This window comes from Halalkalibacter sp. HAAS-P014, assembly GCF_056619965.1.
The window spans coordinates 392,477-417,484 of sequence record NZ_JBWQTV010000006.1; the positions used below are offsets into that span (position 1 = coordinate 392,477).

Annotated in this window: 19 protein-coding genes; 2 read left to right on the plus strand and 17 right to left on the minus strand. The window is 37.3% G+C overall.

Annotated elements, in window-relative coordinates:
- The 10 genes from AC1FXZ_RS06635 to AC1FXZ_RS06680 form a co-directional block, all read right to left on the minus strand.
- Positions 1-3,780, minus strand: a complete 3,780-nt coding sequence (locus tag AC1FXZ_RS06635) for a DEAD/DEAH box helicase (protein WP_480051925.1) — start codon at positions 3,778-3,780, stop codon at positions 1-3.
- Positions 3,781-4,610: 830 nt separating this feature from the next.
- Positions 4,611-5,822 (minus strand): MFS transporter, encoded by a 1,212-nt coding sequence (locus AC1FXZ_RS06640; RefSeq protein ID WP_480051926.1) that lies wholly within the window; start codon positions 5,820-5,822, stop codon positions 4,611-4,613.
- Positions 5,823-6,271: 449 nt separating this feature from the next.
- Positions 6,272-7,747: a potassium/proton antiporter gene (locus AC1FXZ_RS06645; RefSeq protein ID WP_480051927.1), complete on the minus strand. Its 1,476-nt coding sequence runs from the start codon at positions 7,745-7,747 to the stop codon at positions 6,272-6,274.
- 30 nt (positions 7,748-7,777) lie between these two features.
- The gene (locus AC1FXZ_RS06650) at positions 7,778-8,341 is read right to left on the minus strand and encodes a tyrosine-type recombinase/integrase (RefSeq protein ID WP_480051928.1); all 564 of its coding nucleotides are present in this window, start codon (positions 8,339-8,341) and stop codon (positions 7,778-7,780) included.
- Between the two features lie 412 nt (positions 8,342-8,753).
- On the minus strand, positions 8,754-9,779 hold the full coding sequence (locus tag AC1FXZ_RS06655; protein ID WP_480051929.1) for a Bug family tripartite tricarboxylate transporter substrate binding protein: 1,026 nt from the start codon (positions 9,777-9,779) through the stop codon (positions 8,754-8,756).
- A 344-nt stretch (positions 9,780-10,123) separates the two neighbouring features.
- Positions 10,124-11,134: a tripartite tricarboxylate transporter substrate binding protein gene (locus AC1FXZ_RS06660; protein ID WP_480051930.1), complete on the minus strand. Its 1,011-nt coding sequence runs from the start codon at positions 11,132-11,134 to the stop codon at positions 10,124-10,126.
- A 58-nt stretch (positions 11,135-11,192) separates the two neighbouring features.
- The gene (locus tag AC1FXZ_RS06665; protein ID WP_480051931.1) at positions 11,193-12,647 is read right to left on the minus strand and encodes an aldehyde dehydrogenase family protein; all 1,455 of its coding nucleotides are present in this window, start codon (positions 12,645-12,647) and stop codon (positions 11,193-11,195) included.
- A gap of 74 nt (positions 12,648-12,721) precedes the next feature.
- Entirely contained in the window at positions 12,722-13,933 is a 1,212-nt protein-coding gene (locus AC1FXZ_RS06670; RefSeq protein WP_480051932.1) for an amidohydrolase family protein, read from the minus strand.
- A 12-nt stretch (positions 13,934-13,945) separates the two neighbouring features.
- Positions 13,946-14,353, minus strand: coding sequence for a Rieske (2Fe-2S) protein (locus AC1FXZ_RS06675; RefSeq protein WP_480051933.1), 408 nt, complete (start codon positions 14,351-14,353; stop codon positions 13,946-13,948).
- Between the two features lie 38 nt (positions 14,354-14,391).
- On the minus strand, positions 14,392-14,709 hold the full coding sequence (locus tag AC1FXZ_RS06680; RefSeq protein WP_480051934.1) for a hypothetical protein: 318 nt from the start codon (positions 14,707-14,709) through the stop codon (positions 14,392-14,394).
- Between the two features lie 115 nt (positions 14,710-14,824).
- Between AC1FXZ_RS06680 and AC1FXZ_RS06685 the strand changes: the two genes are divergently transcribed.
- Positions 14,825-15,739 (plus strand): LysR family transcriptional regulator, encoded by a 915-nt coding sequence (locus AC1FXZ_RS06685; protein ID WP_480051935.1) that lies wholly within the window; start codon positions 14,825-14,827, stop codon positions 15,737-15,739.
- Between the two features lie 256 nt (positions 15,740-15,995).
- Here the strand turns inward: AC1FXZ_RS06685 and AC1FXZ_RS06690 are convergent, their stop codons facing one another.
- The 7 genes from AC1FXZ_RS06690 to dctP form a co-directional block, all read right to left on the minus strand.
- Entirely contained in the window at positions 15,996-16,547 is a 552-nt protein-coding gene (locus tag AC1FXZ_RS06690) for an OsmC family protein (protein ID WP_480051936.1), read from the minus strand.
- Positions 16,548-16,560: 13 nt separating this feature from the next.
- Positions 16,561-18,120, minus strand: coding sequence for a class I adenylate-forming enzyme family protein (locus AC1FXZ_RS06695; protein ID WP_480051937.1), 1,560 nt, complete (start codon positions 18,118-18,120; stop codon positions 16,561-16,563).
- Between the two features lie 21 nt (positions 18,121-18,141).
- Positions 18,142-18,927: an enoyl-CoA hydratase/isomerase family protein gene (locus tag AC1FXZ_RS06700; protein ID WP_480051938.1), complete on the minus strand. Its 786-nt coding sequence runs from the start codon at positions 18,925-18,927 to the stop codon at positions 18,142-18,144.
- Positions 18,928-19,027: 100 nt separating this feature from the next.
- Entirely contained in the window at positions 19,028-20,599 is a 1,572-nt protein-coding gene (locus AC1FXZ_RS06705) for a class I adenylate-forming enzyme family protein (protein ID WP_480051939.1), read from the minus strand.
- 176 nt (positions 20,600-20,775) lie between these two features.
- Positions 20,776-22,083: a TRAP transporter large permease gene (locus tag AC1FXZ_RS06710; RefSeq protein ID WP_480051940.1), complete on the minus strand. Its 1,308-nt coding sequence runs from the start codon at positions 22,081-22,083 to the stop codon at positions 20,776-20,778.
- Between the two features lie 18 nt (positions 22,084-22,101).
- Positions 22,102-22,578 carry a TRAP transporter small permease gene (locus AC1FXZ_RS06715; protein WP_480051941.1) on the minus strand — a complete coding sequence of 159 codons (477 nt, stop codon included), beginning with the start codon at positions 22,576-22,578 and terminating at the stop codon, positions 22,102-22,104.
- Positions 22,579-22,674: 96 nt separating this feature from the next.
- Positions 22,675-23,754 carry a TRAP transporter substrate-binding protein DctP gene (gene dctP, locus AC1FXZ_RS06720; RefSeq protein ID WP_480051942.1) on the minus strand — a complete coding sequence of 360 codons (1,080 nt, stop codon included), beginning with the start codon at positions 23,752-23,754 and terminating at the stop codon, positions 22,675-22,677.
- 303 nt (positions 23,755-24,057) lie between these two features.
- Between dctP and AC1FXZ_RS06725 the strand changes: the two genes are divergently transcribed.
- Complete coding sequence (locus AC1FXZ_RS06725) at positions 24,058-24,942, plus strand: LysR substrate-binding domain-containing protein (protein WP_480051943.1); 885 nt, start codon at positions 24,058-24,060, stop codon at positions 24,940-24,942.
- The last annotated feature ends 66 nt before the right edge of the window (positions 24,943-25,008 follow it).

Here is a 25,008-nt window from a genome sequence, read left to right on the forward strand (position 1 = left end):
TCATCTCACCTCTTCAAGCGTGCGCAGTCCATTTTGCGATTTGACAGCTTCTAATACGTGCCTATACATTTTTCTAGTATTTACATGTTTTGCACGCTCGGTAAACATCGTTGTACTGCCGATTAAAACGAGCAGCTCTCTTGCTCTTGAAAGGGCAACATTGAGCCGACGATAGTCTTTTGCAAAGCCGATGTCATCCTTATTCTGATTATGGTTACGGACCATGCTTAGCAAAATAACATCCATTTCCATTCCTTGGAACCTGTCTACTGTCCCAGTACGTATCATCAGGTGGTTCAAACGCAATTCCTGTTGAATTAAACGATCAATCCGTTTTACTTGTTCTCCGTAAAAACTAATGACACCAATGCTTTTCTTCTCATTAGCCTTCATTCTTCCAGCTTTTTTCGCTTCTGCAGTTGCTTGATCCAATTCTATCAGCAACTCCTCAATTCTCTTCAATTCAGCCGAATTAAAGAGACTTTTTCCACCTTTCATTCTTTCTTCAAAGAATGCCGGCTCGTTTGGAATATCTAGCCATAATAGATGATTGTCTCGCTTTATAGAAGATGATTCGAGCAAATGATCGCGATCTGAATCGGAATCTGGTAAGCCACATTGGAGTCGTTCGTTTTCCTCATTATAAAATGGCGAAATGGTTTTCATTATATTTTCATGCATTCGGTACTGAATAGCGAGCATTGTTTTATTGCTATTTGGCAAGTTCTTAAACAATCGCTCAAAAAGCGACTCATGTAATAACTTTTTCAATTCGACTTTGCCTTCAAAATCGTCACTTTCGCCAGCCATCTCCTCTAATGTTTCTTCTAGTGTATCGTTACCTAATAGAGGCGGTAGTTGGTGATGGTCTCCTACTAAAATAACCTTTTTCCCTTTTAGCATCGGCAAAAGAAGCTCCGGTGGGGTTGCTTTTGACACTTCATCGATGATTACAACATCAAAAACAGGGAAGCTATCGATAAAATCTTTCCTCGCAGATGCAACACATGTCGTTCCGATAACGTTAGCATGCTTCACATACAGCTTCCGGATTTCATCGAGGTCGTGGTCGTTTGCTTCTTCCAACAAGGAAAGCCACTTCCCTTGTATCGACTGAAAAAGAGGAAGTTTCTCTTTTTCCTGTTCTAATGACCCTCTTGTAAAAGAGAGGCTCGCCATTTGCTTTAATACTTGTTCATGCTCCTCCTCCGGTGTGGCAGACACTGCTTTCTTTAACGGGATTAGTTCTTCTTCCTTCTCCTTGATCATCTTCTGCCAATGGGTCAAGTTCGCTTCAATTTGTGCGGATTTTTGCTCCTCTTCCTGTACTAGCACCGTTTCTTTTTCGCGCTTAGAGCTATTCATATCAAACCGTTCTTTCACTTGTTCATATTGCTTTTTCTTATTATTTAATTCGTCTGCTTTTGTTTCTGTTTGATAGAGCAATTCTTTGGCGTTCGCTATTAGTTCAGTGGTCGCTGTCATTTGCTCATGCTTATTTTGAAGAGAATGAAGCGATGTCTTTTCTTCGTCCATCTCCCGTTGCCACTTTTGATAGAGTACTTTATTTTCCATTTGCTTATGTTGAAGTTGTCCGACTATTTCCTGCTTTAGCATCCGAAAAGCATCCAGTGCCATTTTTTTATACGTATCATATGGCTTAAGGCGAGTTGCCTTTTTCCTTACAAATTGTCTCCTACTATATAAACCTTCCAGGTCTGTCACAAGCATTTTCGGAAAAATAGTCTTGCCTTTCAATTTGCTTCTCAGTTCGTCAAGAAATTGATCGATCTCCACAGCAGTATATTCCACTGATCTGTTCAACGCACGTTGCTTAATCTCGTCAATCGAAATGCGTTGTCGTTGCAGCAGCTGTTCCAAATATGAGATTGCACCGTTTAATTTCTCGTTATATTCTTTTAATTTTTCGAACTGATTTATTTCTGTACGGATTTCCTTTAGTTCCTCTAATAACTCTTGGACTTTAACTGGTCGTTCTAAGTTTTGTTCTAGGATAATCCATTTCAAGCCATCTACTTGTTTTACGTCTGTTACTTTGGTGATCAGAGCATCCATTTGCTGCGTTTCCTTGGACCACTTTTCCCATTCAGCTTCCACTCGCTTGACCGATTGTGATTTTTCAACTATCTCATCTTCTAGCTCCTGACACGCGATGCTATGCTGCAATTGCACAATCACTTGTTGATTGGCTTCAATTTCTTTTTGAATCTCGACATCACTTGGCTCATTACGAAGAAAGCTATCATCTTTTTCAATCGCTTCGTTCAACAAACGAATAGACTGACGTGCCTCCTCATGGCGTTTGCGAACGGATTGCAGCTCCACTTTGGCCTCATCCACGTGCTTTTGTTGCTCTTTAATACTGGCCTCGATTTCATTAAACTGTTCCTTCGCTTTCTTTTTCTCTTCGATCTCAGCTTCTAACCGGGCAAGCTCCGGCTCTACTTGCTCTATCTTCCGTTCATTTTCTTTCCATTCTATTTCGATTTCAATATTTCGTTTTTGCCTTGCTTCATATTGAGTGGAGATTTCTTGTAACGTATGGTCTTTCCAATACTGACCGACATTTTCTTCAATGAACTTTTTACCTTCTTCTTCAATGCTTTCTGTGCGCCCGACCCGAAGGATACGAATGTCTTTATTCGCTAACAATCGTCCAAGAGCATTGTCGACCGCCAAATTCGACTGCGATGCAACAAGTGTGCGTAACCCAGCCCTCGCATTTTGCAAGCAAATCTCAGATATCACTGTTGTTTTCCCTGTTCCAGGGGGCCCTTGAATAACATACAAGTCTTCTGCAGACATAGCACCTGTAACGGCTTTTCTCTGGAACTCGTTTAAACGGTTATGAAACTGCAACGAGGCTACCTTTTTCGGTGTTCGAACCGGTGGCTTGTTTTCAAACAAAAGTTGCTCAAGCTCCGAATTGGCCGCTAAGCCATTTTCTAAATGCTTAAATCCTTGACGCAGTCTTTTCACTTGGCTTAATGCAGCAAAGTTACTAAAGGTTACTTCTTTTTGCTTCAGGTTAAGCTGGTTCTGTCTAGCCCGTTCCCCCATATGTTTATTAAGTTCAACCTCTATCTTACGGGTGGCTCGATTGGCTTTAAGCACCTTTCCAACATCTTGGTCCAGCCCTTTTAATTTGACACTCAAATCTTTGAGTGACTTCCACTCCTTATCATCAAACTCGCAGTCACGAATCGTCATACGCGTGAAATCATCATTGAATGTAACACCAGAATAACCGGAAGTCATATCCGGAATATCTGCAGAACGTTCCTGAATTTTCAAGTACCCTTCCCAGCTCGCGATCCGTTTTTTTACATACATTGAACTTTCTTGCGCAACGGGCATTTCATGAATTAATTGCAACAAATCAATCGGAACCATTACGCCCGGCTGTACGTTCAAATCTATCGCTAAATCGACCGGACGACGCCAGTTTGTTTGTACGGATGAACCAGCCTTTTTTGTCGTTACATTCGTTGCAATAAATCGGTCCTTCTCAACCACACAATGCAAAATGATGACAATTCCATCGTACGTGTCGGCCATCCGTCTATTTACCTCATTATCAAAGTACAATGCCGTTGAAAGAGGTCGTTCCTCTGTCTGTGGATACTTTTCTATATAAACACGGAATGATTTCTCCAACGAAAAAAACGAACGCTCATCAAGCTTGAGCACTCGCATCTTTTCCTTTGCCTTATTCGTCAAAGTTATCGGACAACGATAGTTTTTTATCTGTTTCTTCATCACAGTCCACCTACTTGCTCATTCAGCACCAAAAATAGTTTTGAATGGTTTTCGTCCAAACTGAATTATAGCATATGAGAGGAGTGAGAGGTCATAAGGAAATTGAATGATTTATTGGTAATTTCTCAGATGTCTCTTTTATAATAAAGCTTTAAAAGAAAACATATTGGAAATCACAAAATAAAGTGACTATCCGTTTTACAGAATAAATATTTCGTATGGTTTGGTCACCAACTTTTTGAAAGGCTGACTCGCATACTTTGTTGTTTTTGGGCTTGCGTGTATTCACATGTTCGTTCCATTTCGCTCCAGTCACTCGCTTTCCGTAGAGCTAGGCCTAGGACTCCGGCTATTTTTAAAGGGGGGTTTTCTCTATGACGGCTTCTTTTTCCTCTTCTTGTTGTTTTAGGGCTCCAGTCACTCTCTCTGACGGCTTCTTTTTCCCCTTCTTCTTGTTTCAGGGTTCCAGTCACTCTCTCTGACGGCTTCTTTTTCCCCTTCTTCTTGTTTCAGGGTTCCAGTCTCTCCCTCTGACGGCTTCTTTTTCCCCTTCTTCTTGTTTCATGGGTCCAGTCAATCCCTCTGACGGCTTCTTTTTCCCCTTCTTCTTGTTTCATGGATCCAGTCACTCTCTCTGACGGCTTCTTTTTCCCCTTCTTCTTGTTTCATGGGTCCAGTCACTCGCTTTCCGTAGGGAGGTGCCGAGCCTCCTCGGCTTTGGGGTCTCGCCCCTACCTCTAAATCCCACAGGAGTCGAGTGACTTCCACTTCATTTCACTACGAGTATCTAATAGCAACAATCTTTACGAAAGCAGCTTATTGAAATGATCTTATACATTTTTCACCATACTTGGTGATGAATCTTTTTTTTGAATAGTCGCCTTTTTACCATGCGCAATATAATAAACTCCAATACAGACGATAATCCAGATCGATACGATTAGGTATACTTCTCGTAAACTCATAAAGCCGATAAAAACTCCTATTAAATAGGGGCCCACCCCATTGGCTAAATCAACGAATATAAAAAAGGTTGACGCCGCTAATCCTTTACGGTTCGATGGAGATTGCTGGATCGCAATTGCTTGAAAATTTGATACTAAGGTGCCGTAGCCAATCCCAATCATCCCACCGGCAACAAGAAGAAGAAATCCATTATGCGCTTGACTTAAAACAACAAATCCAATGGCTAAGCAAATGAATAACGGATAAGTCACGTGGTTTTCTCCATACTTGTCAAACCATACTCCGGTAAATGGTCGTGTTACAAGTAATGCTGTGGCATAGATGATAAAGAAGAAACTTGAAACTTCTACTAAATTGATTTCTTTTGCATAAAGGGATAAATAAGATAACAAGCTGGTATAGGCAAGTGTTACAGTAAAGATTCCTATGGAAATAGGAAGAGCTTTCGGTTCAATAAAATGTCTCAATTTAATACCGGCTGTGTGTTTTGATCCTGCTTCTGAGGGACTAGTTTCTGGTGTTTTTAAAAATAAGGTTGCAATTAAATCAATGATCGCGATGATGCTTGCAATGAAAAACAACATTTGAAAGCTTCCATGAGCACTAATAAAGAGCCCAATAAATGGACCGATTGCCATAGCTAAGTTCATGCTTGTAACATAATAGCCAGTCCCTTCACCACGGCGTTCATCGGGTATCAAATCGGCAGCAATCGCCCCTGCAATTGTTGTAATCACCCCAAAAGTAAAACCGTGAATAAAACGAATTGTCATTAGCATGGCCAAACTGTCCACTACCATATGAAGAATCATGGCACTAACGAAGATGACCAGAGCAGCAATCAAGGAACGTTTACGTCCAAAGTGATCCATATATTTGCCTGTAACAATCCTTGCTAATAATGATGAAAGAACGAAAATCCCTGTAACTAATCCAGCGATACTTTGGCTGGTCTGAAACTGTGTCATCACATATATCGCAATTGTCACCATTAAAATGTAGAAAACGATATGAGTAAAGAAATTGGTTAAAAAGATAATAATGAAATCTTTTGTCCACAGTTTCGGTCGATTCATTTTTTCACCACTTTCAATTAGAACGTTTCAAGTAATTTTAAACCCTCCAGTTACTGGATAGTCAAACGCCCTGAAACACTATTATAATCGTTCAGAAAATAGTAAAGTTCACTTAAAAAAATGGATCCAAAATGACTTCGACCATTCTAAATCCTATATGGCCGAACAAATTGTTAAAATCGCTACGTTCTATACGAAGAAGGTATCTATTAAAAAGTAGAGAAGTGCACTGAATTCTGAATAAGGTAGTTCTTTAGGGATAGATGCCTGTTTTTATCCGGATGACAAAGTAAGTGCCTCACTTGTAGCATTCAACAAGTGAGGCATTATAGATGAAAAGCTTCATTTTAATTTGCTATTAGCCACTACCTAACAAAAACCCCCTGATCAGTTTTTACGTTACACTCACAACCACCGTATCTATCTTTCGCTACTGTTCATTAACCTAATTAATTTACCTTCCCCTTATTTAAAAAGGTCTTCAATTCTTTTTTTCTCTTTTTTGATACAAGTATATAAAGGATATCGCCAGGCTTTATCATTGTATCTCCATGTGGTGTTACTAAATCTCCTGCGCGAATAATCGCACTAATTAGAACATCTTTAGGGAAGTTAATATCCTTTAATGCTTCTCCTGATATAGTAGCATGTTCGTTCACCATAAACTCGATAATTTCAGCATTAGCTTTGCCGATCGAAACGAGCTCTAAAGAATGAGGAGCCTCTACTTTGTTTGGACCATTTAATCCTAATTTTTCAGCAATAATAGAAATCGTTGAACCTTGAATTAATGCTGATGTCAAGACTACGAAAAACACGACATTAAAGAACAATTGACTATTTTCAAGCCCCATTGTCATCGGAAACGTTGCAAGGACGATCGGAACCGCTCCTTTTAACCCAGCCCAAGACAAAAATACTTTTTCTTTGATGTCGTATCCCATACTAATAGTAGAGAGGAAAACAGCAATAGGACGTGCAACAAAAATTAAAATAATAGAAAGCAAGAAACCTTTTATTATAATATCAAGTGATAACAATTGTGCAGGAAATACTAATAAACCAAGAATTATAAACATGAGTATTTGCATCATCCATGCAAAACCTTCATTAAATCTAAATATTGAATGTCGATACGTTAAATCTCGATTACCAATGACAAGTGCAGCTATATAAACAGCTAGTAAACCACTGGCCCCGATCAAATCAGTCAGGCTATATGCGATTAATGCAAAGGCAAGAGCAAAGATAGGATAAAGACCACTCGAATCTAAATTGATTTTATTTATCGCATAGCTAGCAAAACGCCCTAATAGATACCCCATTAGTAAGCCAATACCCATTTGCCAAATAAATGAACCTATAAGTAAATAATAGGCCGGTTGCTCAATGGTCATCAATTGAATGATTGATAATGTTAAAAACACTGCCATCGGGTCATTAGTTCCTGACTCCGCTTCAAGAGTTGAACTAAGTTTGTTCTTTATATTCTGTCCTTTTAATACCGCGAAAATGGCTGCTGCATCAGTAGATCCAACAATTGCACCAAATAAAAATCCTTCTAACCAAGTAACCCCAAAGATAAGCTTCGCTGCTACAGCAACGACAATAGTCGTTAATAAAACCCCTAATGTGGCTAATGATAAGGAAGGAACTGCTACTGCTTTCACAGATGACCACTTTGTTTGTAAACCACCTTCAAAAAGAATAATAACTAAGGCAAAAATACCAATCAATTGTGCCAGTTTAGGATTATCAAAGTAAATAAAGCCTAATCCGTCACTTCCCATAACCATTCCTACCAGTAAGAATAATACTAGGGCTGGAACCCCCAAACGAGTTGAGAACTTTGTAGTTATCACACCTATAATCAATAGCAAAGCTGCAAGTAAAATAAAATAATCTATGTTTATTTGTTCTAGCACTTTTTCTGTTCTCCCTCCCAAAACTAACCTTTATAAATTCACATCAATTTTCACATTAAAAACCTCATCTTTTTTTACTCCGATATATTTTAGTGTTTCAGTACGAGTTGCATGATTGAATAACGTTTGTAATAAAGAAACGGCTATGCCTTTTTGATAGGCATGATAGCCAAATGTTTTTCTAAGTGTATGTGTACCTATTTTTTCTGTCATACCCACTTCTCTCGCGACATTATTAATAATTCGATAAGCTTGCTGTCGAGTAATCGGCTCCTTATTTTTCTTAGATTTAAAAAGATAATCTTCATCATTCAGTTCTGCCTCTAGAATATACTCATGTATAGCGCTTTGTACCTTTTTATTAATATAAAAGTACTTAATATCACTGCATCTCTCTTCCTTCAATAGATAAAACTCTTTTACACTTTGACCTTCAAAAACATCTTTCACCTTAATTTTCAACAAATGACTTACAAGGATTCCTGTGTTGATCCCAAAAACAAAAAGTAAGTAATCTCTTCGGGACCTCGTCTTAAGAACAGCTTTTATATCATCAATCAGTTTAATGTCTTTAATCGGCTCTACGTATTCCATATTCCACCTCAACATAGTTACATAATTATAATTTTAACATACATTATGTAACATTACTTGTGATTTGACTTGTGATTTGTATATAATGAGTTTTGTTTAACAAAGAAAAAAGTGCGCCAAAAGGTATTCCTGTAAAATTATTTTTATAAGCGTTAAACGCAAATAAAGCTACTGTATACCCGGTAGCTTTTGATTAAGATGAGATTTCTAGAAGGCTCTGTAACCTAGTGATTTCATAACAATATACCGTATGAGTGCCTGTAGCTTTAGATTTTAACTACCTTTGCAGTCTTGTCCTCTTCAGTTGCCTCCTATTTGATTTCTATTCGCCGACCGGCGTTTTGCCTCTAGCTTCCCTTCAGATTCTAGGCGCACAAAAACCGGGTGGCAATTCCACCACCCGACTCTTCTTCTACTCGATCATTCCAACAATCTTTAGCGTCTTTTCATCATCATAGAATCCATCTGTCAAAAGTTGCTGGTATTCTTCAGGAGATCCATAGTACGGGTCTACGTTGACCTTTTTAAACTCTTCGATAACTTCTGGATCTTCTAATACTTGTTTAAAGGCATCGTGCAAAATTTGGAATTCCGCATCTGGTATATCTATTGGTGCAATCAACCCAGAGGCGCGGTTTTCCACAATATCAATTCCTTTGTCTTGTAACATTGGAGCATCTGTTACTTGTCTTCCTGAACTTGTAAAGATTGGGTGAATATCACCTGATTCCACTTGTCCTTTTACAGCTGCTGGAATCGCAAACATTCCTTCGATATGGCCACCAAGTAGTGCTGTTGTCGCCTCAGCAAAGCCATCATACGGAACAACCGTCATCTCAATATCCGCTTCATGATTTAAACGCTCTAGTACATTTCTAGCTCCGGCAACCGTTCCGACACGAAATTTCCCAGGGTTCTCTTCAACATACTCCAACCATGCATCATAATCTTGCCAATCTGTATCAGATCTCACATATAAATGCCCATCACTTTGGTTGACCCTCATTATTGTTCGAAAGCTGTCGTGAGTAAAAGGCGTATTGCCGAAGTGTGGCTCATTCGTCAAGATTGTTGAACCAACATAGCCAATTGTATAACCATCTGGATCTGCCTGAAATACATCGGCCACACCGATTGTATTATTTCCACCTGACACATTAACCACAACGACATTTTGTTCGTTCGGTAAGTACTTAGGAGCTGCTTGTGCCATAAGTCGAGCAATGATATCTGTGCTCCCTCCAGGAGGAGCAGGTACGATCAACTCAATTGTTTTCGTTGGAAAATCCGTTTCCACTTGCTCTTCATTCGTTTCTCCCGTTTCTGTACTCGTTTCCGTTGACTCATCACCACTGCCTTGAGTTTCTTGTGTACCCTGTGAACACCCAACAACTAGGAACATAAAGAGCAATAAAAGTAGCAAAGATAATCTTTTCAACGTAATCCCCCCCAAAATCTTTTTTCAAATAGCGAAACAGTTAGTAAACGCTTACATTTTGTCCGTAGGTTGATTCCCCCTTAGCTCAATCTCCAATCTTTTCAATAGATATGTAGGTGATCATCTCCTCTCGTGATTTTTCTAACTATTCTCACAATTTATTTTAATTGTTTGTTTGTATTAGGTAAAACAGTTTTCTGTCATACTACTATGAATAAAATTCATTCCATGGTTTCCTAACAGAATGAGCTCATAATCAATGTTCCATTTAACATATATACATTTTAGTTACTTAGATATTAATAAAAAACTAGGGTAAGAGAATAATACTCTTACCCTAGTCCTTATTCAATTACTCCAACCATTCTTAAAGTCTCTCCATCTTCATCAAATCCTTTAGTAAGGGCATCTTGATATTCTTCAGGACTACCGTAGTAAGGATCAACATCTACATTCTTTAATTTTTCAATTACCTCAGGGTCTTCGATGACTTGCTTGAAAGCATCATGAAGAGTGTCGAGTACATCTTCAGGAATTCCTTTAGGTGCGATTAAGCCAGTAACCCGATTTTCTTCAATATTTATATCCTTATCTTTTAAACTAGGTATACCGCTGTACTCCCTACCGGAAGAGGTAAAGATTGGTTGAAACTCACCTGCTTCAATCTGAGATTTGACGGCTACAGGTACAGCAAAGGCTCCTTCAATTTCTCCACTCAATAATGCAGTGACCACTTCCCCAAACCCATCAAAGGGAACGACAGTAACATCTAGATCAGCCTCGTAATTTAACCTTTCCATAAGATTTCTAGCTCCTGATACGGTACCGAGTTTAAATTGACCAGGATTGGATTTTACGTACTCATACCATTCCTCATACGTTTCAATAGGAGAATCTGAACGTACATATAAAAAACCATCCTGCTGAAAAACTCTCATGATTGTTTGAAAACTATCATGAGTATAAGGGGTATTCCCAAAGTGTGGTTCATTCGTAATTGTTGATGAAGGAACAAACCCTATTGTATAACCATCAGGTTTTGCATTATAAACTTCGGATACACCAATTGTATTATTTCCACCTGGTCTATTTACAACAATTACATTTTGTTCATTAGGTAAATATTTATGAACCGATGCAGCTAGAATTCGTGCGACAATATCGCTACTTGAACCAGGAGAAACTGGAACAATTAGCTCTATTGGTTTCGTAGGGAAATCACTATTTGATCGTTCAACGTTTTTTTCATTTTCTTGATTATTCGTTTGACTTTCATGTGTTTGTTGGGTATTTTGTGAACACCCAACAATTAATAAAGCAAACACAAACACGCATAACCATTTTAAAATTTTCATAAAACGTCTCCTTTTTATTTAATTCTCTAAGATATCAGAAGAAAATCTTAGGAACTCATTATCTATGAATGTTAATGGAATGGTAATATACGTACTCTCTTAATCCAACTTTAGTGTTTTCTCTTCCAAGGCCACTATCTTTCACACCCCCAAATGGGATATGTTTATGACCTAATAGCGATGGCCCGTTTTGATTGATAAAAGTCATACCTGTTTCAAGCTGTCGAGCAAAGTTTACAGCTCGCTCATAATTTTCAGACCATACAGAAGAACCTAAACCGTATTCAGATTGGTTGGCCATTTGAAGAACTTCTTCTTCCCTTTTATAAGGTACAATCGGAATTACTGGTCCAAATTGTTCACATGCAACAATCTCTTCATAAGGGGAGACGTCACTTACTACAGTTGGTCGAACATAATAACCGTTATGCCAATTCGAGGGATCAACTTTTGATCCTAACGGAGTTACTTTTGCTCCATTCAGCTTTGCTCGCTCGATAAGTCCCATAATATTATTAAATTGTGTTTCGTTATTAACAGGTCCTATTGTTACTTGTTCATCTAATTGATGACCAACCTTTAGCTGATTCACTTGCTCACAAAACAAATTATAAAATGTAGGGTAGATAGTTTCAGGAACATACACCCTTTTCGTCGCGATGCAAAACTGTCCAGACCTTCGAAAAATGCCTGTAACTAAGTTAGGGATTATTTTTTGTAAATTCACATCGTCTAATAGGATCGCAGGATCATTTCCACCTAGTTCTAATTGCAACCCTTTTAAAGACTTTGCTGCATCTTTCATTATTAATTTGGCTATTCTGCTACCTCCAGTAAATGAAATTTTACGTACAAGTGGATGAGTAGTTAGCGCAGAACCAACCTCATCTCCCCCATGCACAACATTAATAACTCCATGAGGAAAAAGAATTGCTATTTTCTTTAGTAAAATCGAAAGTCCTAGTGGTGCATTTGGGGAAGATTTTATAACAATTGTATTGCCGCAAACTAAAGCCGGGGCCAATTTTTGAATGGCTAATAAGATGGGAGCATTCCATGGTACTAATCCTCCAATAACCCCATACGGTCTTTTCTCTATGCTCACCCAACTATTCTCATCTTCTATTTGATATCCGTCAAAGAATGTTTGAGCATCCTCTACAATGTTTCTAATTCCTTGAGCTGCCATCCCTAATTCAGAAGAGATCACAGGAGGAAGCATACCTGTTTCTCCACATATAATTGGAACCAGAGTAGACTTTTCTTCCTCTATAACGCTTGCTGCCTTAAGTAGAAGTTCACAACGTTCATTCAAATCTGTATAACGCCACGATTGAAATGCATGATAGGCTGCTTGGACAGCATGATCTATATGGAGCGCTGTTCCTCGGGCAACTTCTCCAACTACACTCGTAAAATAACCAGGATCTCTAACTTCATCGTATTTATCTGTTTCTACTTCCACATTATTAATAAATAAATGAATTATTTGTTTAGTAGAGTTAACCATCATTAATCATACCTTCCTGTTTAATAAAAATATAACCGATAATAGCAAACTTCACCCTTTAACTATGAGGTTAACTACTACTTTACAATAATGTGTTTCTGTTGTTCACGACGATTTTTTGCATGCAAAACAGGGTTTTTAATATTAAAAATTTTCAGTGCATTTCCCCCTAATATCTTTCTTTTTGCCTTTTCACCTAGGAACGGTAAGTCATATATAGAAGCTGGTGTATCGAAATCTTGATGAGGATAATCTGAAGCATAAAGAAGCTGATTTTCTGCATCAAACATATCAAAGATCATTTTCATATGTTCCGGGTTATCCGTATGTTCTAACGGTTGCGATGTAAAATAGAAATTTTTAATGTATTCACTCGGTCTTTTTGTTAACAATGGAGCATCCGAAGATCGATATAAATAGTCTGTATCCAATCTCATCATCAAAAATGGAATAAATGCGACCCCTGCTTCAATAAATATGAATTTAAGATCTGGAAATCGTTCAGGAATCCCATTTATAATTAAATTAGTCATTTGTATCATATTGTAGAGTGGGAAACCAAGAGCATGAGACGACAGGAATCGATTTAATTGTTGGAACGGCCTCTCTAACCAATTGGACACAGTATGAAACCCTAACGGCATCCCTTTTTCTTCCAATAATTTATAAACAGGCATATAACTATTATGATAAACGGGTTGATATCTACAGCTCGTTACTAAGAAACCGGTTACACCTTTTTTATCAGCAAATTCTTTAATGATTTTGACACAGGCATCAGGATCAGAAAAAGGTAAATAAAGCATGGTCTTCATTGAATCATCATATGGTAGAATTTCCTCTGTCATCCAACGAGCAAATCCGTAAGCAATCGCTACCTCGACTTCGGGTTCAGGATTCAAGCCTAGTGTCAACATATCCGTTGGAAAAACAATATTATAGTCAATTGCCATCTTCATACTACTTTCAGCTAGAGGTGAAAGTATCTTTGGCCATTTATCACCTGTCTTTTGTCCTGACTTAATAAATGCATCATAACTTTTCATTCGACCAGCATTTGTACGATCACCTAGGTCACCCGGAATGTGATTAGACGCACCTTTCATATTATAAATATAACTTAAACGACTGCGATAAGGCTCATCTAGATACTTAGCTAGTTCATTTAATGGAGTTCCTAAATAGTGACAATCTGCATCAACAATCGGTAAATCATAAAGTCCCCTTGTAAGTGCAGACTTCTCGGCGTTATCTAAATAATTTTTTTCTATATTTAACTCCGTTTTCATTTCTTTTCCCCCTTATTGACTAAAAGTATTTTTTATATTATCTTGAAGATTGATAAACACTTTCTCTTCCTTTATTTTTGTTTTAATTTTCTGAATTTTAAACCTATGATCCGACAAACAAACACCTGATTGAATATCAAACTCTAATCCATGCCAAGGACAAACAATATTTACCTCATCTTCTGAAACATATTCAGATAATGAATATTCACCAACCGTCTTTTTCTCTTCATCTAACCTCGTTCTTACCCTTCCAGTAACTTCCCCTAAACAAACTGGTCCTTCAAAATGGGGACATCGATTCTCAATCGCATGTACTTGACCATTAATTAATGTAATAGCAATGGTGACCCCTTCAATCGTTACAAAATAAGGCTCTCTTTCTACTAATTCAGACAGATTGCATACTAAATATTCCATTTCATCACCTCTAATTAGCTTTTATTTCAATCAAATACTTATCCACAAAAACTTTTAAATAACTGCAATTCAAATATTTCGATATTTTTATATTCTAATAAACAATTAATAAATCTAATTAACTCGGTATCAGGAAGATTACTCTGATTTAAAATCGGACTTAGAGGTTCATCTAACCCTTCAGCAGCATTTTTTATCTCCAATTTAAAAGCAAACATCTTTATAACTGTTTCTACTAAAATTTGCATGTCCGCAATCTCAACATGCTCCCAAATGTTTTCATTTTCTGAAAGAAGATGAATTAATTCTTTTACCTGTTCATTGTCTTCGGAATTTCTATTACCTAATTGTTCCATGACTACACCACCCTTTTATTTATAAATTAATAATAATATTGACTTAACATTAATTCCAATATATTATTTTTATCAAAATCATTTATTGAAATATATTAAGAAAAGAGAGATTTATATGGAATTACAGCAATTAAAGTATTTTCAAACGGTTGCACGCCTTGAGCATATGACTAGAGCTGCTGAAGAGCTCCATATTTCACAACCATCTTTAAGCATAACGATTTCAAGATTGGAGGAAACGGTTGGTGTCCCTTTATTCGACCGACACGGAAGACAAATTAAATTAAATCAATTCGGGAAAGTGTTTCTACAGCGAATTGAACGGGCATTCAACGAAATTGAGGATGGTATACGTGAAGTTAACGAATTAGCTGGACTTGAACACGGAACAGTATCAGTAGCGTCAACAAACATGAGTTTACTTATCGACTTATTAAATTCATTTTTACTACGATATCCAAAAGTTAAATTTAATCTTATCCAAGATACTACATTAAAGATGCAACAACATCTTGTAAAAGGTGATGTGGACTTTTGCATTTCTTCTCCTCCTATTTACGGAAGTGGAGTGAATAATATCTCACTTATGAAAGAAGAAATTGTTTTAATTGTGCCTCAGAATCACCACCTCGCTCACCGGAGTAGTATTAACCTAAATGAAGTAGCCAACGAACCCTTTATTAGTTTAAAGGCAGGTTATGGAATAAGAGATAAAACCGATGAATTTTGCAAACAAAGTGGTTTTATCCCTAATATATCTTTTGAAGTAAATGATCCTTCTTTGGTAAGTAATTTAGTCAAAATAGGATTAGGCATTGCCTTTTTGCCTGTAAACGCATGGAACTATTCATTAAATTCACAAATTGTAAAATTAGAGATAGAGGAACCTGCATGTTATCGTGTCATCGGTTTAGCATGGTTAGAGGAACGGTATCTGTCATCGGTTGCACAATCTTTTCGCAAATTCGTTATTGATTATTTCAGTCAATATAATAATCGTCGATCCTTTTTAGAGACAGAGCAAGATTGAAATGCTCTACTATACTCTGATTTCCTTCTCCTTCCTCAACTATCATAAGCACCCTTTCGTTAAGCTACTGATACTTTCGCCTTCACAGTTCGGGATTTTCACCTTATAGATTGCAACCCTGCTGGGCGCACCAAATAAAGCTACCGGATACCCGGTAGCTTTTGATTAAGATAATATTTCCTAGAAGGCTTGGTCTCGAAGCCGATCAGATCGAGAAGCCTATATGAGGCACCGTACAGTTCTTACAACAATACTATCACTCCTCCACAAACAAATCTGGAATGATTTCAATGGCATTAGAAATATTTGCTCTGTTCGGTGAAAATTCAACTACTTTTTGATGAATTTTTTCAAACTGTTCTTTTGTTCCATCTCCTTTTACTTTAATTGTATATTTAACATTCTTGAAACCAATTGGGGCTTCTGAATCAACTTCAAGAAACCCTCGCAAATTTAAACCAGCGGAAATATCAATTTCTAACTTTTCTAATTTAATACCCATGACGGATGCACCAACCGAGTAACCGACGATCATACATGCTCCCATACCTCCTAGCAAATATTCCTGTGGAGTAGGATTTGTATTTTTACCGAGAAGCTGTTCGGGTTCATCGATGATAAATGAGAAGTTTCTTGCCAGTTTTTGGTCTCCTAACTGAATGTCTTTTGTTGTTACTTTTGATTTCGTTCCACCTTGCCACTGGAGGTTCACATGATAATCGATCATTGCGCTTTCCTTATTTTGGCTAATTTCCTTAATATAGTCTTGGAGTGCAGGTACATCAATTTGATTTACATGTTTTTTCATATCTATCTCTCCCTTATTTAACCTTTAAATAACTATCTATGTTCTTTCTAATGATATACTTTGCAATCTTACCAATCGGAGTTTTGGGTAGGTTTTTGTGAATAAAGATTTTATTAGGTCGTTTGTAATCTGCTAATCCTTCCCTGCAATAGGCTTTCACTTCATCTATACTTAGTTCGCACTGATCGGAAGGCTCAATGAAGGCATATCCACATTGACCCCAAATATCATGAGGCATATCAATGATACAGGAAACACCAATCTTCGGATGCTGGTTTAAAAATAATTCTATTTCCTTCGTACTAACGTTATACCCCCCGCTAATATACATTTCTTTGAGCCGACCAACAAAATGTAAATAATTGTTTTCATCTAAATAGCCGAGATCACCTGTCTTTAGCCACTCTCTATCAAAAGAGCTATGGTTGTGTTCCTCGTCCATATAACCAGGGGTCACACTCTCTCCCCTTACATAAATTTCACCCACTTCTCCTGTTCTCGCTAACATTTGGTCAGTTTTAACGATTTCTATTTCATATCCACTCGCTGGTGTTCCCACAGTTTGAGCAACTACCTCTATCGGGTCTTCTAGTTTGGTATAAGTGAAAAAACCGGCAGTTTCAGTCATCCCCCACCCTGTGCCAATGGCTGCATTCGGGAAATTTTCTTTCATTATAAGTACGAATTCTTTAGGTACATTTTCACCACTAACAGCAATGATTCGCAACGAATCGACATTATACTTACTAACATCATAGTGATTGAACATGAGTCTAAACATTGTGGTAACTCCAAGAATGTACGTGATCCTGTATTCATCAATAAACTCCAATACTTCCTTTGGTTCAAATTTAGTTGAGAGAATTGCCGTCGCGCCGGAGTACAGTTGGAGAGAAAGGTGATTGTGAGTTCCTCCGACATGGCTATTGGTTAAATTCATTAAAATTCGGTCATTGTAGGTGAATTTCCAAATGGTTATTTTATTTCTTGCCATCACATAAGTATTTTGGAACGTTAATACCGCGCCTTTTGGTACACCAGTTGAACCACTCGTGAAAACAATGACAAAGGGGTCGGATGGTGATGGTAATAAGTCTTTTGAAATTGGCTTAATAGGAGCATTTAGAAGCTGTTCATAAGGCTCTGAATCGCTGTATTGATAATCTCCCATATAAGAAAACACGTGACGAATGCTAACTTCCTCCAAAAAAGGTTCGATTTCCATTCTCACAGCCTCCACATTTGCCATTCCAACAAGGAGCTTGGGTTGTGTTCTTTTACATAATTCAACAAATTCATTTCGTTTATAACGTGGATCTAGGGGAACTAAAACTAACCCTAACATTGATGCAGCAATAAAAATATGCAAGAATGCCGGTGTTTGTGGCAAAACCGTTGCAATCTTATCACCTTTTTTTAACCCTAATTGACAAAAGGAGTTTGCCATCCTATAAGAATCGTCACGATATTGTTTCCAAGACGTTTCTTCTCCGTTAAAGATAAAGGCAATATCATTTGGTCTTTCAGTCGCATGTTTATCTACACTTTGAATAAGGTGTTCAAAAGTTCCCATGATAACCTCCTGAATTTAGCTTCATTTATTTCGATTATTCATAAATTGTTTAATCCCTTCCTGGAACTGTCCAGACATAAATGTATGTTCCATCAGTTCAGATTCGTATGAGTAGATATTCCCGAACTCAGGAGTTGCTGACGCATTAACTATTTTCTTCGTTAGACGAAGGGGTAAAAAAGGACTTCTATTCAATTTATCAATATACTCCTCTACCTTTTCAAACAGTTTCGCATCCGGAGCTACTTCATGAACAAAGCCAATTCTTTCTGCTTCATCCGAGTTTATAACTTTACACAACATAATGAGTTCCTTGGCTTTTGCTGCTCCGATCATATTCACTAAACGAGGCGTACTTCCCCATGTAAAGAAAGTTCCACGTTCGGTCTCCGGCACACAAGCTGTTGCGCTTTCTGCCATAATACGAAAATCACAACCTAACGCAAAGGCGATTCCAGCTCCGTAAATAGGGCCATTAATAGCCGTAATCGTAATTTGCTCTAACCGTTCAAGCTTTTGGATAAACTCATGACCATTGAGCTGTGTGATTCTACTTGATTTAGGAGAGAACCTCCCATCCTCTATATCAGACATAAATTCGTTTAAATCTGCACCACCGGTAAAAAATTGACCAGACCCTGTAAAGACGACATATTTATACTCTTCTTTATAACGCAGCTGAGAAAATAAGTCATTTAATTCTTCAATCATCTGATTACTCATTGCATTCGCCTTCTTCGGCCGATTTAAAGTGACGGTCAATATTGGTTCATCTGCTTCAATTAATAAAGTTTCATAGGTTTGCATTTTATCCCACCTTTATACTCTACTTTCCCTCCCTGAAAACAAGGATTAATAGCTAGTAAACTCCGGCCCTAATAAGCCTTTCTTTAATTAAAAAGTGTCCCTAATTAATTTTTCGTCCTACTTCCTCCCAATGGGGTTTGCGTAGAGATTTTTTATCGATTTTTCCATAAGGAGTTAAAGGAAGAGATTGAACAATTTTTATTTGTTTTGGACGTTTATATTTGGAAAGGTTTTCATGACATAATGCTCTTACACTTTCTTCAGCAAGATCAGTTCCCGGTCTTGGTATGATATAGGCAGTTACTTTTTCTCCCCAATCTGCGTCAGGGATGCCAATGACAGCCACTTGACTTACGTTTGGATGCTGTTGAATGACATTCTCCACTTCTGAAGAATAAACGTTCATTCCACCACTGATAATCATATCTTTTTTTCTATCTAGTAAATAAATATATCCTTCCTCATCCATCATTCCCATGTCCCCGGTATGAACCCAGCCATCTTTTAACGTTTCCTTCGTTTTATCTAACTGGTTATAATATTCAACCATATTCGCTGGTGACAAAGCAACAATTTCTCCCTTCGTACCACGAGAGACTTCCTCCCCCATTTCATCAACTATTTTTACTTGTGTCATGAGAACAGGCTGTCCGGAACTACATAAGCGATGTAGATTCTCTGGTTCAATTTTATGGTCCTCCTTTTTTAAACGAGAGATAAAGCTAGTTACCTCTGATAATCCGTAAACTTGCATAAAAACTGGGCCGAAAACTTCTAAAGCTTCTTTTAGGCGCTTAGGTGTAATTGGGGCTGCACCGTATAAAATCGTTTGAATCGAGCTGAAATCATACTCCTTATCTTTCACCAGATCGAGTAAGCGATAAATCATAGTCGGCACTAAATACATATAGGTTATTCTTTTTTCAGATATCACCTGAATTATTTTTTGTGGGTCAAATTTCCTCTCCACAAAATGCTCTGCCCCCTTAGCGAGTCCTGCTAAATAGGTTAGACCTGCTGCGTGAGGGAGTGGGGATGATAGAAGAATTTTATCATGGCTTTGTACGGAAAGCTCGATTACCTGAGAATAGACGGTCATCACCATATTCTCCTGACTTTGAACGACTCCCTTTGGAAGACCAGTTGTCCCTCCCGTATAAAACAAAACACCCATATCATCCGGTGATACGTCAACATCTATGTCTTTATCAGATTCCCCTGCTTGGAAATGCTCCCATGGAATAATTTCATTTGGACAGGTATCCATCGATGAAAGACCAACAACAGTTTTTAAATCAGGTAATCCAGGTCTTATCTTTTCAATTACGTCATAAAATTTTTCTCCAACTATGATGATTCTAGCTCCACTATCTTTTAATATATGAAAAATCTCTTTTTCACCCAGCATATCATTTAATGATACTCTGGTAGCTCCTGCTTGATATATCCCCATTTCACATATCGGATATTCAAGACAATTGGACATAAGCAAGGCTACCCTCGTATTCGGTGTAACATCATGATGAATAAAAGCTCTGGCCACTCGATTGGCTACACGTCTAAGTTCTTCATAAGTGAGAGATGCGTCATCAAGGTGAAACGCTATTTTTTCACCATTACAGCGAAGCGAATTTTGATATAACTTATTTAATGTTAAAGTTGAGCGATCCAATTAAATACCTCCTCCACTTTTTAGACTGAATATTCAGTTATTATCACATCTAGCTTTAGACTATCAAACAACCTGATCGTAGTCTAATATATTAAAGCAAGGTTTTAATATATAAAACATATAGTACATCTGAATAAGCCTCCCCTTTTAAAAAAAGAGAGTATTGCAGTAATCCGTTAATACGCTTTATTCGGTAAATACAATACGATTTCCGGGTATAGGTAGAGCAATATAATTAACAGGAAAATAGGGATAACAAACAATAACGCTCCCTTAAAGATGTTTTCAATTTTCAATTCATTTGCCACTCCTTTTAACACGAAACAGTTCATTCCAATCGGGGGAGTGATTAATGCCATTTCAATAAGAAGTACAAGGATTATACCAAACCAAATCAAATCATATCCTAACATCGTAATAACCGGTAATAAAATCGGGATCGTTACGACTATCATCCCAAATGTATCCATGATCGCCCCTAAAATAATATACATACAGATGATTAATATAAAAATCATTAGCGGGGACAGCGCTGATGAAGCTAAAAAATCAGCTAGTAAAAATGGTAATCTAGAAATTGTTAAAATATAATTTAATACAAACGCACCTACAATAATCGAGAATAAAAAACCAGTCGTTTTAAGTGTGCTTAACAAGGCTTCTTGAAAGGTTTTTACATTTAATTTCCTGCGTATTAAGCCAATAATAAAAGCTCCAAAAGCCCCCACTCCCGCTGCCTCAGTCACATTAAATATCCCTAAATAAATACCACCGATAACTAATATGAACAGGGCTATAACCCATATATTATGTTTTAGCGAGATGAAACGTTCTTTCCAGCTTACACTCTCCTGTGCCGTTGAAACAACTAAACTAGGTTTTAGAAGGACTGCAAAATAAATCGTGAGCATATAAAAAAAGGTTAATAAAATTCCAGGAACGATCCCTGCGATTAACAGCCTTCCTATTGATTGCTCGGTAAGCATGCCATAGACGATCAGTGTTGTACTTGGTGGAATCAGAATTCCAAGGGTTCCACCAGCAACAATCGAACCACCAGTTAAACTTTGACTATATCCACCTTTTAACATTTCTCTACTGGCAATGACCCCCATTGTTCCCGTTGTTGCAATACTAGAACCCGAAGATGCACTAAACATGGCTGATGATCCAATCGTCGCTAACCCTAACCCTCCTTTTAGCTTCCCAAACCAATTGCGAAAGGTTGTAAACAATTCCTGGCTAATACCAGTCGCATATAAAAGTTGACCCATTAAAACAAATAACGGAATCGTAACTAAGGTGTAATTATACATTTGTGACCATACAATTCCATCAATAGCCACTAAAAATGTATCCCATCCTCTTAAATAAATAATACCTATACAGGCCGGAATAGACATAGAAACAGCAATCGGAATACGCAAAAACATAAGAAGTAAGGTCGATAAAATAACGATAACACCTACTGTTTCGACACTCATTGACTCCACCTCCTTTTTTTATGATTCTATTTTCAAATGCTTAAGAGATTGAAATAATTTCAGAAGTGCCTCAAATCCCCAGCCAATAAAACAGATGATAACAAAGGTTTTTATTGGTGAAAACGGAATTCCTAGCAACGCGGATTTTTCAGCAAAATTGATATTACTTATGAACGCCCAACAAATAAAAAAGCAAAATAGAACGGTTAGTATATATGAGATGAAGTCAAATATCAGTTGAATTCGACTCGGTAATTTGTCAACAATAATTCCAATTGAAATATGAGCATTATTTGCTTCAGTAAAAGCTAAAGAACCAACGATTAGTAAAACCATCGCGAATTGAATAAGTTCGATATCTCCTATAATCGGGTGCCCAATACTTCTGGTGATAGCAAATAAAGTCGTAGAAGGCATCAAGATAGCTAATGTAACCAATGCCATCCATTTATTAAATCTCGTTATAAATTGAGTGAGATTGATAAAAAAACTCATCTGTTCACCTTCTTCCTTTAATAATCTAGGATAGGATCCTAGGAAAATGGATTTACTTTTCCTAAGACCCTAAGAGAATTCAGTTAAAAGAATATTTTAAAAGTCGAAAGGAACGTCTATTCCCTCTTCCAGTAACAGGTTTACATAAAACTCCAACATTTCTTCCCCTGGATAACCTTTTTGATTCGCTTCATCAACCCAATCTTCCCAAACTTCTTTAGAACCAGCGTGGAACTTTTCTAATTCATTTTCATTCAGTAAGATCACTTGACCTCCCCTATCTGCTACTGAGTTTTCAAATTCTTTGATCGCATTATCTGCCTGTTCTCTATAAAGCTCTATGGTCATATGTTCTAACTTTGGCCCTAACTCTTCCTTAAATAATGTTTGTAAATCTGCTGGGAGTTGTTCAAATGAATCCTTGTTCATGATGTGAATGATTGAAGTAACACCCATATCAATTTTTGTTAAAAATGGAGATACTTCGTATAGTTTAATCCCCATCGCTCCAGTCCCATTATATAATGTCTGTTCAATGACACTACGTTCCAACGATTCATAAATGCTTTCCACACTTAGAGAAACTGGTGTACCTCCCCATGCAGAAACTACTTTTGTTTTTTCAGCCCCCATCGGAGCGATACTTTTATTTCTTAAATCAGCAATTGTTTTGACTGGTGTCTTACTATATAACTGGTTGGGGTCAGTCGAAGCAAAACCTAAAATAATAGAGTTTTTAAACGAATCAGACATGTACTTATCATTAAATTGCGACGCTATTTTTTGATATTCAGCTGGTCCGGGCACAGCAAAAGGCAAATCTGCTATGCTTAACGGGAATAAATCCGTATTACCCTGAAATCCTGGGCTAACAAACCCAATATCATACACTCCCCCTTCAATATCTTGATAAGCCCTATCTGTCGAACCTAAGGCAGCACTGGAATACACATTAATTTTGACTCGACCATTCGTTTCTTCTTCGACAAGTTCAGCCCAAGGATAAACAACATTCTTAAAATATGGATGAGTTGAAGGTGTTGGCCCATTAAAGTCAAACTCATAAACTTTTTCACTTTGATCCACTGATTCACCTGATGATGAATTGGAACTACACCCTAGCAATAAATTCGAAGAAAAAAACATGACCAACACTATTAATAGAATTCTTTTCATCTCTTTATCTCCCTTTCGTCTGTTGATTAATAAACCAAAGTGCATGAACATAGAAATTATGAGTAAGTTATAAAGTGGAGTATCAGCTATTTGGTAGCGCTTTCAAAAGAACACAGTTAAACTTCTTTTGTTTTTTGTAGATTCCTTATTTTTGTATAATTTATAATATTGCGAAAATTACACTGATACACCCCCTCTTTTTCTTACCTTTATGTTAACAGGTTCTTGTATTAGCGTCTAATATATCATAGTATGAGTTTAATACATATAAAGTATAACCAAGTTAGGGAGATGACTTAATCTATGGAACTACGGCATTTACGATATTTTATAACAGTAGCTGAAGAGTTGCACTTCGGTAAAGCAGCAGCTCGGCTAAACATCAGTCAACCTCCACTTAGTATGCAAATCAAACAACTAGAGACTGAACTTGGTGTAAGCCTTTTCCTACGTTCTAAACACAAAGTTGAGTTAACAAATGCAGGTAAGTTATTATTAGAGCAAACCTATCTTATTTTTAATAAAATTGAAAAAGCTTGCGAAGATACACGAAAGGTACATCAGGGTGAAAAGGGAAAATTGATCATTGGATTTACGGGATCATGGCGAAGCAAGCAATTAGAATTATTTCGGCATTTTCATTCGAAGTTTCCCGATGTAGAAATCGTTCTCGATGAGTTATCTAGCTCTGATCAAATAATAGCTTTTCAAGATAAAAACATTCATATTGGCTTGTTGTGCGTACCAACGGAAATTGACTTTCTAAACTTTAGTGTCTTTCATCATGTTCCCTTTGTTGTAGCATTACCTGAAACTCACCCTTTAGCATATGAAACATCGCCACTTGATTTAAAAATGTTAAAGAACGAATCTTTTATTTTACCATTTCGAGAAAAAGAATCGGTCTACTACGATACAATCATCTCTTTATGTCGAAAATTCGGTTTCACCCCAAAGGTTGTCCAAGAAGCTCATGGAATCTTAACAATACTCTCTCTCGTTTCTGCTGAATATGGACTTGCTCTTGTCAGCCATTTAGCTCGTGAAAATTCAATAAAAGGACTAGTTTTTAGAGAGATTAAAGATTCAAATTTTATTGATCTCCATATTGCGTGGAGAAAAGATGAGAAGTCACCTATTGTGGACTCTTTTCTTAACGTTTATAACGAATTATTTGATGGCGATTGACGCTCTCTTCTTCAATAACAAATAGGAAAATCGAATTTTAAAGCAAAACACGCTGATACAAGTACG